Source organism: Bartonella sp. MR90HLJMH, assembly GCF_042194115.1.
Lineage (GTDB): Bacteria > Pseudomonadota > Alphaproteobacteria > Rhizobiales > Rhizobiaceae > Bartonella > Bartonella grahamii.
Genome location: NZ_JBHIMM010000002.1, coordinates 204569 through 217779, shown reverse-complemented (window position 1 = coordinate 217779; position 13211 = coordinate 204569). Strand labels below are relative to the sequence as shown.

Annotated in this window: 10 protein-coding genes, 1 other RNA gene and 1 pseudogene; 5 read left to right on the top strand and 7 right to left on the bottom strand. The window is 38.5% G+C overall.

Features of this window, described 5'->3' with window-relative positions; all coding sequences use genetic code 11:
* Positions 1–78: 78 nt before the first annotated feature.
* Positions 79–222, bottom strand: coding sequence for a hypothetical protein (locus tag ACFIJ9_RS02240; protein WP_375635619.1), 144 nt, complete (start codon positions 220–222; stop codon positions 79–81).
* A gap of 2578 nt (positions 223–2800) precedes the next feature.
* Between ACFIJ9_RS02240 and ykgO the strand changes: the two genes are divergently transcribed.
* The 5 genes from ykgO (at position 2801) to ACFIJ9_RS02215 (ending at position 6592) form a co-directional block, all read left to right on the top strand.
* Positions 2801–2926: a type B 50S ribosomal protein L36 gene (ykgO, locus tag ACFIJ9_RS02235; RefSeq protein ID WP_013545486.1), complete on the top strand. Its 126-nt coding sequence runs from the start codon at positions 2801–2803 to the stop codon at positions 2924–2926.
* Positions 2927–3066: 140 nt separating this feature from the next.
* Positions 3067–3852 carry a tetratricopeptide repeat protein gene (locus tag ACFIJ9_RS02230; protein WP_375635618.1) on the top strand — a complete coding sequence of 262 codons (786 nt, stop codon included), beginning with the start codon at positions 3067–3069 and terminating at the stop codon, positions 3850–3852.
* A gap of 802 nt (positions 3853–4654) precedes the next feature.
* Positions 4655–4815, top strand: a non-coding RNA gene (ssrS, locus tag ACFIJ9_RS02225) — 6S RNA.
* A gap of 331 nt (positions 4816–5146) precedes the next feature.
* Positions 5147–5752 (top strand): 5-formyltetrahydrofolate cyclo-ligase, encoded by a 606-nt coding sequence (locus tag ACFIJ9_RS02220; protein ID WP_375635661.1) that lies wholly within the window; start codon positions 5147–5149, stop codon positions 5750–5752.
* A gap of 18 nt (positions 5753–5770) precedes the next feature.
* Complete coding sequence (locus ACFIJ9_RS02215) at positions 5771–6592, top strand: TIGR00282 family metallophosphoesterase (protein ID WP_375635660.1); 822 nt, start codon at positions 5771–5773, stop codon at positions 6590–6592.
* A 368-nt stretch (positions 6593–6960) separates the two neighbouring features.
* On the opposite strand, the gene ACFIJ9_RS02210 is transcribed toward ACFIJ9_RS02215, so the two are convergent.
* The 6 genes and pseudogenes from ACFIJ9_RS02210 to ACFIJ9_RS02185 form a co-directional block, all read right to left on the bottom strand.
* On the bottom strand, positions 6961–7317 hold the full coding sequence (locus ACFIJ9_RS02210; protein WP_375635617.1) for a helix-turn-helix domain-containing protein: 357 nt from the start codon (positions 7315–7317) through the stop codon (positions 6961–6963).
* A 281-nt stretch (positions 7318–7598) separates the two neighbouring features.
* Positions 7599–7955 carry a helix-turn-helix domain-containing protein gene (locus ACFIJ9_RS02205; protein ID WP_375635616.1) on the bottom strand — a complete coding sequence of 119 codons (357 nt, stop codon included), beginning with the start codon at positions 7953–7955 and terminating at the stop codon, positions 7599–7601.
* An 873-nt stretch (positions 7956–8828) separates the two neighbouring features.
* Complete coding sequence (gene traG, locus ACFIJ9_RS02200) at positions 8829–10736, bottom strand: Ti-type conjugative transfer system protein TraG (RefSeq protein ID WP_375635615.1); 1908 nt, start codon at positions 10734–10736, stop codon at positions 8829–8831.
* A gap of 525 nt (positions 10737–11261) precedes the next feature.
* Complete coding sequence (locus ACFIJ9_RS02195; protein ID WP_375635659.1) at positions 11262–11729, bottom strand: helix-turn-helix domain-containing protein; 468 nt, start codon at positions 11727–11729, stop codon at positions 11262–11264.
* Between the two features lie 733 nt (positions 11730–12462).
* Positions 12463–12729 (bottom strand): hypothetical protein, encoded by a 267-nt coding sequence (locus tag ACFIJ9_RS02190; protein ID WP_375635614.1) that lies wholly within the window; start codon positions 12727–12729, stop codon positions 12463–12465.
* 163 nt (positions 12730–12892) lie between these two features.
* Positions 12893–13086, bottom strand: a pseudogene (locus ACFIJ9_RS02185) (UDP-N-acetylglucosamine 1-carboxyvinyltransferase); the annotation flags it as partial.
* Positions 13087–13211 lie beyond the last annotated feature (125 nt).

Here is a 13211-nt window from a genome sequence, read left to right as displayed (position 1 = left end):
ACATCACCTCTTCTCGCCCACAAACCGTTTCACATCTCATCCCCCCTCAAAAACAAATCTTCACTCCACACCGATTGACTATCCATGCGGCTCAACAAACGCTCCCCAACCCCTTTCAACCCTTCTTTCCCACCCAAAACTCTGTCCCCCTTTTTTTCTCAAAAACATCATCCCCTCATCCAACATCACCGCCTCATCCAACATGTTACCTCTAGGCATCATTATTCTCCCATGATAACGGCAGCCCCTTCATTTTTCTTTTAATCCCAATCTTTAGGAAATAAACTAATCTATTGCGCCCATAGATACCAATCCACGATGCGCTTTTATTGCCTCTAGCTTCTCTTCTTATGTTTATTTTTGCACAAAAGCATTTTCACAAAAGCATGAGTTTTGTTTTCTCATAAAATCGCTGAGAGGTAAAACGTATTACTCTACCCAAACAACTCTCGCAAACGCAGCCCAATATTGATCAGAAGATAGCCCCTCCAGCATAGCAACTTTCCTCTCTCTCTTTTTTCCTTAACGGATAGAGGACCTTCTTCTTTTGTTCATCCGCTCAACATCTTTCTCGAAAAAGTCTCCTCAACGTCCCCCAACGGCTTAAATTTCTTCTTTACAAATCAATTTTTCTTCTCTCACGCTCCCCCTCTTTTCAGCGCATCGATTTTCCCACCTTTTCTTTAAGCTTGTTAAGACAATAAATTATAAGGCGCATCACCACCGTATAATGCTCATGGGTTTTATGGCATATCTTTATTGCATCCCGCACAGTTCTTTATGAACTCCCTTATCGTAAGCGTACTTTGTTTACGCATACTCTCACCCACAAAAGATTCTCTGTAACTCTCTATCCTGCTCAACAATGACATTCATCAAGACCATCAGACCCGCACACTTCACGAAGTTTCAATTTTTTTCGCGCTCCAAGCTTCTTTCAAGAGCACCTAACAGCACCCTTAATTGACTAAGTATAAATGTTTATTTTATTATCCTAGTAAAGCTAAATTATACTTTTAATACTATCATTGCCTTTAAAACGCTCATTTAGCGAAAAAATACTTCATTTCTAAAAATAATGAAGCAACTTTAAATGAGGCACAGCCTGTTCCTCCCAAAAAAACGGAGAGGGGGTCCATTCAGACACATGCTATTCCTCTTTCTTTTAACCTTTCGTAAACCCATTGTTCTCGTAACGAAAGTCTTCGCAATAGGCTTTTTATTAATGACAGGAATTCTTTGTATAGCATGCCTTATGGGAGGAAGAGAGTCACTGCCCCTATCGATCGGGATACCAATGATCATTGTGTCAGCTCTCTTTGGCATTGGCAACATGTATATAAATTGGTATTATGACATACTTTTATTACGTCTATCGCCAGACAATGTGAACCTTTCACTCTTTCAATAAACATCATCATAGATCACCCTTGGGAAGGTCAAATTTTTTCTACAGCATGGATATTAAAAGGAATTCAAACTATCCACATTCAAGAGCCAAAGTATATTCTCACTATACTGGTTCCCTCACCGGATAATTTGAATTCCCCATCCGCTTGACAATATCCAGCAATCCACCCCACGTAGAAATACACGTAGAAATAATTGGGTTGCAAAAAATCATAAGCTATTGACTTCAAAGAGAAATTTATGCAGAATCTTTCACTCTAATAGCACAAATTTAATCCCCCATTAGAAGTTCCAAGCGCGCCACTCCGTTCCTGATCTCCACGTCAAAGATATAATTACAGGACGTGATTACAGCACTAAGCTTATCCATTCCCAAACATCCTCTCAGCCCTCACGTAAAATAAAAAGCCTCAAACAGAAGACACTTGTATTACCAATTTACGCGCTTATTTTAAAGAAACACTTGGCCAATGCACATTGCCACCACTTCACAACAGCCCCTCATCATAGAGTATAAAAGCTCTCGATAATAGCTTAAACATTTATAGTGCACCACCCCTTCTTCAAGCTTATGAAGCGTAAACGCCAGCCTCATCACACCGTTTTGCCAGTCCCCAATGTTGCAGCACTCTCTTGCACTTGAAAGCATTTATAAAAGACCGTTTTATTCCTTACTCTTCAAGTGTTTTTACCCATACACCAATCCCGCTTGTGATATGCAGGCAGCAAATGCTATGGTTAAAGATACATAGATTTGTAATGAGAAAACCATAACACTATGCGAGACTCTTAAGTTTGCTATGTCTACTATGAACAGTAGAAATTGATCCTTATCAATTCATCCCTTTTGTCTTCATCATGCAATTTATTTTCTAGGTTTTAAGAGCAAACTTTAAGAATATCCTCACACACTAACAAAAAACACATCATGGTATAAATTTTACATAAGCCTTCTACACCGCCTAAACGATGATATTTTACGGAAAAACAGGTTTCTCTTCTCACAAATGAGAAGCTTTTACTTGTTTCCACTTTTTATTCTTCTTTTTTGCGAGAATATTTTTACCTTCAAGGCAACCATTAACCCACCATAGGAAATGTATAATACACCCTTGACAAGAATAAGACTTCTTGTTAAATCTTTCTTACTTTTTTTGCAATTTTCACTTATTCGTTGTGCTAATGAAGTGGTTAATGCGTACCTTAAGAGTGCGCTTCTCTTTTTGTGATCACAGTGAAAAAGTGTGTCGTGTGATGTTATGATGCAAGTACGATATCGCAATGCAATGTTCATAGTGTGAGCAGTGTATTGGGGTTGTAATATTGTATTTTCGTGTTTTAATGTTGTATTATAGTATTGTGTTACGTAAACTGTTTAACGGTGAATATGATGAAAATTAAAAATTCGCTTAAAGCACTAAAGGAGCGCCACCGTAACAATCGTTTGGTGCGTCGTAAAGGTCGTATTTATATTCTTAATAAAACGAACCCACGTTTTAGAGCGCGTCAGGGCTAATTCTTTTAGGGTTAATGTTTTTATGCCTACTTTTTGTAGGCTTAAAAATTTTTCTTAAGGTTTTTTTGGTTATAAGTCCGTTGGTTACGAGTCCATTGTTTGATAATATTTGGTGATTTATCTTTTGGGGGCTTGTTTTTATGGATTCTTCTATTTTTCTAAAAGCTTTTCGATTTTTTCAGCTGCGTTTTTTCTGTATCTTCCAGCACATTTTTTTTCTTTTTTTTGTTGGCATTTTTTGTTTTGTTCCCTCTAGCTATGGGCAAAATCCTCCTTCGCTTCCTGAAGATCGTCCTTCTCCACAATCGCTTTTACCGTTAGATGATCTTATTCCCAATTCTCCTGCCCCTTCCTCAATGCCCTCTGATTCTGATTTGTCTGCGATTACTCTTGAAGATTTTGACAAAGAGCAGCTTTCCCATGTTGACAGAGTTAAGCAACGCAAAGAAGCCGAAATTTTACGTTTACTGAAAGAGTTGAAATATTGTGCTGATGTTTCTCAAGCGAAAAAGATCAGTCAACAACTTCAACTTTTATGGTCGCAATCGGGGAGCGATACAATTGATCTTTTAATGTCATGGGCTGAAAATGCGATCAGTAGCGACGATTATGGACTTGCGCTTGATTATATTGATAATGCTCTTGCACTTTTACCTACTTACGCTGAAGCTTGGGTAAGACGTGCTTGGATTCACATTCAACTAAACGACTTCAAGCTTGCCATGCTTGATCTCAACCATGCTCTTGAACTTGAGCCGCGCAACTATATAGCTTTTTTTGAACTTGGCGTTACCATGGAGGCAACAGAGCGTCCAAAACTTGCTCTTAAAGCTTATGAAGCAGCATTAGAGTATTACCCACAAATGCGCAGGATTCAAAAGCGCGTGCAAGCTCTGTTAGACGAACAAACACCACAAGCTCTTTGAAACCATTCAAAAACGAGACGCTTTACGACATCCTTTCAAACTTAGATAAAACGCAAGCCGGCTTCACATTCCACTCAATAAACTAAAAGCCCCCTGCTTATAACCACGCCATCACCCCCCACCACGCAATTGACAATGTCTTTTTTGAATTTTGACCTGTTTTGTATTGAAGGCAGCTTCCAAACACTTCCAATATACCCTCTACAGAATTTCTTCTCATAGCAAGCAAACACTTCACACCTGAGTCTTCTTCACACCACCTCTTTTTTTTACATCCCTCCATCATGGATAAAAAATTTGTAAATACGATCCTCAAAAAATATTTTTTGAAAAAAGCTTAAAACATCGCTAAGCACCTTTGATAAACTGTCATCGTCTTTTTTTATTTTTATGAGCTTCAACCATAGCGGAGCACATACCGTATCGGCTCTCCTCCACCCCTCAAAGTTGATAAAACAGCACTGAAATATTCCCTACAAGGAAAAAACTTCAAAGACGCAATGTCAGTTAAACAAACATCCTTGAATAAGAAACTTTTCCCCTTCAAAGCTCCTCCAAGCATTCCCGCGAAACATAAAAATCAAGCGATTGCCAATAAACCGTTCTGCGTCACTCAATCACTCACCCCCAATCATATTTTTTGCTTTTTTTGCTTTGAATAAAGCATTCTATATATAATACAGCCATTTCCAGCAGCCACCAGCAAGATTGTAAAACCATCTTGAAAAAACTTTATGAAAAATAAGAGATCGCGGTTATTTTATCTCTAGCAGAAACTCTGAAATTGTTTTATATTAAGGAGGGTGTTCTGCGCTTCTCGACAGGAAATAACGTATTCCTGAGACCTTAATGATCTCCAAGGGAGCTGTCCCTGATCAAGCCCGTGGGCTTTTTCATATGGCGCCCACCTATTTGTATAGGTTCCCGGGATCAGCTTTTTCCATCGGCTGTTGTGGATCACCCTTTTTTACATCAAAATTTTTCCAGATAAAAATTGAGAGCGACCTTTTACATAAGACTAATGACGATACTCTCTTTTCAAAAAATAAAAATTACGAGGGGCTTTATTTTATGAAACAGACAGCACTTACAAAAAAATCCCCTCTGTAAATCCGCTTCATCCCTTTGCACAGCAAGCAGCGCAAAAGCGGCTTGTCGCACCAAGATACCCCCTAAAGAGCACACACTTTTTTCATGCTTTTTTTTCATGAGCACAGCTCTTATCTTAACAGAGATTTACAAAACGCCAACAATAGATAAAATGCCAGCATCTTATAAAACAACTGGCGAGACAATGACACATAATCCCCCCTGTGAATCTGCTTCATCCCTTCGTACACAGCAGCGCAAAAGCGGTTTATCGCGTCGTGATGCTCTTTTAATAGAAGAGCGCACACTCTTTTCGCAGCGTGCTTGTTGCCACTTTATTGAATACCTTGAAAAAAAGGGGACAGATTTTTCACGCCTCATTTTGGCAGGCTATTGGCCCATTAAATCGGAAATTGACCCGCGTCCTTTACTGGATGCTGTAGCATTACGCGGCGGACGTTTAGCCTTACCAGCAGTACTTGATCCCACCACCATGGTTTTCCGTGCATTTTCGCCCAGCACGATTTTAGAGCCCATGCGCTTTGGCACCTTTGGTCCCAGTGCCGACAATGGTGTTGTTGTCCCCAATAATATTATTGTTCCACTTTCTGCGTTTGATCGTCAATGTCACCGTCTTGGCTATGGAGGAGGATATTATGACCGTGCGGTTGAAGCTCTTGAAAAACAAGGGCATCAAATGACATTATGGGGCATAGGATTTTCATGTCAGGAGGTTTCCTCTATTCCCGCAGCAGAACATGATCTACAGGTACAGGGAATTTTTACAGAAAAAGGTTTCTTAAAATGTTAAAATGTGATTAAAGTGCCTATGCGTTTTTTATTTTTAGGTGACATTGTTGGTAACACAGGCTGTAAAGCTGTTTTTGAACACCTTCCTCAACTGATTAAGAAGTGGCAGCTTGATTTTGTTGTGGTAAATGGTGAAAATGCCTCTGGTGGTTTTGGTCTCACACAAGAAACGTATCAAGATCTTTTGATAGCCGGTGTTGATGTTGTCACCACGGGCAATCATGCTTTTTCTCACAAAGAAGCATTGCAGTATGCCCATGAGAGCGATCGTTTTTTACGCCCTGCCAATTTTTCGAAAGAAATTCCCGGAAGAGGTGTTGGTATTTTTACGGCAAAAAATGGAGCCCGTGTTCTTGTCGCCAATCTGTTGGGCAGCGTTTTTATGCCGTTCAAAGTAGAAGATCCATTTGAAACAGCGGAAAATATTCTGCTTGCCTGTTCATTGATGGAGCAAGCCGATACGGTTATTTTTGACTTTCACGCAGAAACGACAAGCGAGAAACAATGTTTTGGCCATTTTCTTGATGGTCGTGTGAGTGTTATCGTTGGCACACATACGCATATTCCCACGGCTGACGCGCAGATCTTAGAAGGTGGGAGCGCCTATTTAACAGATGCAGGCATGTGTGGAGATTATAATTCATCTCTTGGAATGGATAAAGAAGAACCCTTACACCGTTTTCTTTATAAGACGAAGCAAGATCGTTTTGAACCGGCGTGTGGTCCCGCCACCCTTTGTGGTTTAGCGGTTGAGATTTCAGATCGCACAGGTTTAGCAGAAAAGGTCTCGGCGGTACGGATTGGTCCTCATTTAAAGCCTGAAGTTCCAGATTTTTGGTAGCTTCTTTTAAGCCGCCCCTTTGATGATTACTCTCCACTGTGCGCCCTTTGGATGATCGCTCTCCACTGTTTCCTTTTGAGAACTCTATTTGGCAAGACGATTTTTCAAACCTTTCCCAAATCCTAAAAACACCCCACCCCCCAATTTGCCTAATACAGCAACTTTTCTAGCACAAATAAGTCACTCTTTTTAAAAAAAATAAAGGATAAAGGATAAAATTTTTCGTGATTGTTAAAACGATGAGAAGGAGGTTTTATTTCGACATTTCTGCGGGGGGGGGGAGGGAGAAATGCTAACCCCCTTCTCTGAAAAAGGGTTTATATAATAATTTATTATTTAGCAAGAGCCTCTTTAATCTTTTTTTAATTCTAACGAAAATTTAATCTTAAAATTGCTTTCTGCTTTTTAGGTTTGAGCTCTCTAAAACTTTTCAAAAGGACTTGCTCTTCTTTGCTCGAGATCCTTTCATCATAAGGATACAAGAAGTTTTCTTTTGTTGAGAGATCAGCGTAAAAAAAGGAAATGGGAACATTGAGAATATCAGCAATTTCTTGTAAACGCCCCGCCCCTATACGATTAGAGCCTTTTTCATATTTTTGGATTTGTTGAAAAGTCACACCTAACTGGCTGCCTAATTGCTTTTGCGACATCCCCAGCATTATTCTTTTAAAGCGAATTTTTCTGCCTATCGAAATGTCGTTAAAGTGTGGATTTTTAGCTTTCACTTCAAGCTCCCCTGCCGGTTGCGAGCGCCTCTTATGCGTATTCCGGGAGTCAAAAACACTGAATCCGAGTCAGCTTTTTTGCTTTTAGTGCTAGAGCGCACCTGGACATGGCAAAAACTCCCGGAATCTCGCGATACTTATAAAGCAGGCTAATGTCTCAGCTTGAATTCTCAGGCTTTAGGTTCCACCATTCAACCACACTGTACGACGAGAACCTTGGCTCTTGTTCATAAAATAATTTCAGGAGACCAGCAATAAAAATTAAAACAGTGTTTCTTATCTCATGAGACAATCAAACACAAAATTGCTTTCTGCTTTTTAGGTTTGAGCTCTCTAAAACTTTTCAAAAGGACTTGCTCTTCTTTGCTCGAGATCCTTTCATCATAAGGATACAAGAAGTTTTCTTTTGTTGAGAGATCAGCGTAAAAAAAGGAAATGGGAACATTGAGAATATCAGCAATTTCTTGTAAACGCCCCGCCCCTATACGATTAGAGCCTTTTTCATATTTTTGGATTTGTTGAAAAGTCACACCTAACTGGCTGCCTAATTGCTTTTGCGACATCCCCAGCATTGTTCTTTTAAAGCGAATTTTTCTGCCTATCGAAATATCGTTAAAGTGTGGATTTTTAGCTTTCACTTCAAGCTCCCCTACCGGTTGCGAGCGCCCTCGCATAAGTATTCCGGGAGTCTGAAAGTACTGAGTTCGAATCAGCTTTTTTTGCTTTTAGTGCTCATCGCACCTGGACATGGCAAAAACTCCCGGAATTCCGGGATACCTACAAGAGTAGGTTCATTTTATGATCGAACTTTAGGGCTTTCAGACCCTACTGATCGCTGCGTAGACGACCAAAGTCACCCTTTAAGGTATAAAGGAATTGGAGAAGATTAGCAATAAAATTTAAAACAGTCTTTATTTGTATTTTTATCAGAGGCACCCCACCTCTCTTTTTTGATTAAATTATATACGAACGAAATGAGCGCTATTTATTGAAATAAGTATAAGATCATAATCAAGAGATGCTAGACGTATTAGCTCGTAGTAAAAGCCTTTCATAGACATCATTAGCAAACAAGCAAAGAAATATCATGATGATACCACCAATGACCATTGCTGTTTGGTGTTCATAGGGTGCAACTCTCGCTGTATATCCCCAAAAAAGAAAAAATAGGAATAAAATCAAGCCACCAGCAAAGAAGTTTAAGAAGGCAAAAACTGGTTTACGAATAAATAATAGAATAAGGAAGATTGCGTAAAGCAACTTTTTAACTATCACAGCCAATATTCTACGTATTATCTTGAACACCCCACACATTATAATTGATAAGATACTCTTTTTATGTCTTGATTTTTTTGGTGTTTGTCTTCTTAGCAGAAAGATCGTTTATGACTTTCTCCCATTTTCAAGCCACTGTACTATAAAAATGTACTATAAAAATAATTTATCTCTAATTATATCACCCCAAAATACAATAATGCTTTATTCATTTTAACTAAAAAACAAGTGCTTTATTAAGAAGAAAAGCTATTTTCATTAGCAAGAGCTGTTAAATCCTTACGTCTAAAATAGATAGAGCGTCCACAACGGATAGGGAGCTCTCCTTGCACGAGAATAATCTGTTCGTCTTTTCGCATTTCTTGTGTTATTTCATGTGGATATATTAAGGGTCTTTGTCGCAAACTTAAATGCTCTGTTCCTTCTATACCTGATGTTCCCAGAGTTATGCTTGAATCTTTCACTTCAATGGTCATTTGACCACATGCCTTAGATATATTTTCAGCAGTTTTAATATCTTTTATTGCGGCATAGCTTACAAAAGCACAATTTTTAAACCATGTCATAACGCCTAACGAACCGAAATAGCGTTCTATTTGCTCTACAGACTCGTAAAAAAGCATGAGAGATATGCCATATTTGCGTCCATGATCACGTGCTTCTTCTAAAATGTTCATATATCTTAAAAGATCAGCATTATCTAAAATAAAGAGCGCTCTTTTTGCATAATTACCATTAGCAGCTTCCATAGCTCTGAGAAAAGAGCCAACAAGGACACGCCCAACACCTGGATAAGATTTTAAAATTTTTGAGGGGATATTTAAAAAAATATCGATATCTCCTTTTGTTATATCATTAGTTTTAAAGTTATAACCACTGATAAGATCTGCATAATTAGAGAGGGAAAGCCATTGTATATCTTTTGCAACAGTAGAATAGACATCTGAGAAAGTTTGTTCAATCATGTTTGTAAACACCCCAAGAGTTTCACGAATAAATTGGGATGGCGATGAAGCCTGTAAGGAACGCAATTTTCCAATCACAGACGGTTCTGGCATTGACATGATCGTATGAAGGGTTTTTAAGTTTTTTTCCTGTAATGTGTATTCATCAGAAAAGACCACATGCGCAAGTATTCCTGTTAACAAATTATGTGCCTGTGATACAAAGAATTGGTCTGTCGAAGTTGATTTGTAGTTTTCAGAAAGAAGGAGTCTAGCAACTTCAACCACACCCGCTTCTCTTTCATAAAGGGGGAGATTTTCATCTAACAGCCAATCTAAAGGATTAAAAGTTTCTGTTGAAGAACTATGGGGGTCAAGAACGTATACTTTTCTTTTTAACTGCTCCCTTGCGTCTTTAACTATTGGAGCGATTTCAGTTGAAGGGTCAAAAACGATCAGTGGACCGGAATATTTGAGACAAGTTGGAATAACATTACTGGTTGTTTTATAACCACCAGAACCAGCAAAAAATAACATATGGGTTGAATCAAAATCCAGTTTATATGTCAACAATGGCTGGCGACCACCTTTTCCCCATGTTGTTTTGTCTTTAGGATTAAAAGGGACATCTTTAACAATATCTTTGTCGACTCTATAGCGCTCTCCTATGACGACTTCACCATCACGAGGAAAAATCTCTTCAATCTTTTTCATACTCATCCATTGAACACCACCAAAGATCGTATTTTTTGAAATTTTCAAAGGTGAAGCTTTAGGTAATGATAGTTTTATCGTGTAACCAAGGATAACAATGCCAATAATAACACCCCCTAAAACCATCCTATCAAAGAAAGGAAAAACATCCGCCCATGTCATATTATCTTGACCTACATAGGGACTAAGTCTGATATATTCATTTGCACTATAATAAGTTGCAAACAAACCAAAGATGATCATGGACGAAATAATGATATTTTTTCTGGTATGCCTTTTTTGTAATAAGATGAATGAAGAACATGAAAGTGCAATAAGGATTAAAATATCCAGTGGCTTTGATCTTACAAACCAATAAGCATCAGGCGTCGTTCCATTTTCTGTAATGTTATTGATGGTTATATTGACCAAAAAAGCTACAATGATTGAAAAGATGAGTGGCAATGCTAAAAATATAATCTGTTTTTTGTCTAATTTATTGACCATTTTCCCCCCTGCATACCAGAAAAAGCTTCTCTTCCTATTTTTTTCGAAATTTTTGAATTTTTATCAAGTTTTGAAACGTAAAGCAAACCATCTTAAGATGAAAGACTTATCTGCCTCTCTAAGACGGGCTTTTATAAAAAGCTCCCCTAAACTAATTTTTTCAAGAATTTTTCCAAAGTTTCTTTGATGCTTCACGCGCTATTTAAATTTCTTACTTAACTCTTTTACGACACTGTATACGCTTCTTAACAGAAAAAAAACCAATAACAATACGCATTAGTGTTCACTGAAAAAAAGCGCGGTTTATCATGTTGTGCCGTAAAACATTGTTGTTTAGAGCGGTGATATAAGGCATGTAAAACTTTCCATATTAAGTGTTTTTAGAGTGTGTAATAAATGGGCATGGCTTGCCCCGTAGAGCCTTTTTAAAGTGAACCACATGAGTGGTTAGGAGTAGGTCACCCCCCCCGCCAACAGAAGCCGGACTGTTTACAGAGCAGCCCTTAAGTCAGGAATATGCATCCTTTAGAGCGTAGAGCGGGAAGAAATCAAACACAAAATTGCTTTCTGCTTTTTAGGTTTGAGCTCTCTAAAACTTTTCAAAAGGATTTGCTCTTCTTTACTTCCGATCCTTTCATCACAGGTTGAGACGTCTTCTTTTGTTGAGAGATCAGCGTAAAAAAAGGAAATGGGAACATTGAGAATATCAGCAATTTCTTGTAAACGCCCCGCCCCTATACGATTGGAGCCTTTTTCATATTTTTGGATTTGTTGAAAAGTCACACCTAACTGGCTACCTAATTGCTTTTGCGACATTCCCAGCATTGTTCTTTTAAAGCGAATTTTTCTGCCTATCGAAATGTCATTAAAGTGTGGATTTTTAGCTTTCACTTCAAGCTCCCCTGCCGGTTGCGAGCGCCCTCGCATTGGTATTCCGGGAGTTGAAAGAGCTGAAACTTGACTCAGCCTTTTGCTTTTAGTGCTAAAGAGCACCTGGACATAACAAAAGCTCCCGGAAATCCGGGATATCCATAAAGCTGGATAAATACGTGTCTCAAGTTTCGGGTCTTTCATTCCCTGTTGGCCGTTGCGTAGACGACCAAAACATTCTCTTACCAATAAAGCAATTTCAGGAAATTTACAATAAAATTTAAAACAGTCTTTATTTTATGAGCTCCACCCCCGCCTCTCAAATGCTTATGCCCGCTCGTAAAAACTCCAAAACCATGAGATAAAACCCACTTTTATTGAGAGGACTAATAACCCTTTATTTTTGAGATCAAGCCTCCCAAAAGCACACCTAACAACATATAGCCCCCTCCCAAAGCCATTTTTGAGAGACATCTTACAGATTTACACTGTGATGCGTTGGATTTTTGCGCCAAATCGGACTAATTTTTCCTCCAATCTCTCAAATCCACGATCAAGATGATAGACACGATTGACGATTGTTTCTCCCTTTGCTGCCAATGTAACAAGATAAGAGGGCTGCAATCACAAGAGAAACAAAAAGCGCGCAAATCCGTCGCCATGATGAGGCCCCCCTTGCAAATTCTCTGTTTTATGAGATGCGCTACCCTCTAATCCATAGCGCTTTATCGGCGCCCCATTAACAATGCCATCCTCAGCTTTTAAAGAATGAAGATACTTTTTTGTTATGATTGTCTTTTATAGGTTTTCCATATTCGTTTTTTCATCAATTAAAGAGATTACATTGCCCTTTTCATCAGTACCCGTGCCCAAGAGTTCTACTAAACTTCCGTGGATTGCGAGATTCTAAAGGATTACACTCCGGATTCTTGTCATGTACTATACACCATTCTATATAAGCAGGGTCATTCTGAAAATCTTCTGAAGCACCATAAAGAACTTTTTTTTCAAGTTGATTTACACCAGACTTTTTCCATGTACCTGCAATGGTTTGAGGCAATTGAGCTTGATAACATCCAATCATAATCAATAAAGCACTCAATAATTTAAAAGTCTGCTTCATTTCATTTTCCTTGAATAATTATAAACACTATAAAATACATAGATTATTTTATTATCATATTTTTATATTAAAAAACAATAAATATTGTGAACGTTTACTATCATTTTGAATTATTTTCTTTGGCAATGATAATACAAATAACACAAATACAAAAGAAACAAAAAGCGCGCAAATCCGTCGCCATGATGAGGCCCCCCTTGCAAATTCTCTGTTCCATGAGATGCGTTGCCCTCTCGCCCATCAAGCTTTCTAGACGCCCTCAAACGATTGAGTTCTTGAACATGCATAAAACGATTTTCGAAAATCGTCTCTGTAATATGCGCGGTTCCCTCAACCCCGTGTTATGAGCGCCATAAACGACATTTAGACAATGATACAAATCTTTTTTTGTTTTATGAGCTCCACCCGCCTCTCAAACACTTATGCCCGCTCGTAAAAACTCCAAAACCATGAGATAAACCCCACGTTTATTGAGAGGATTA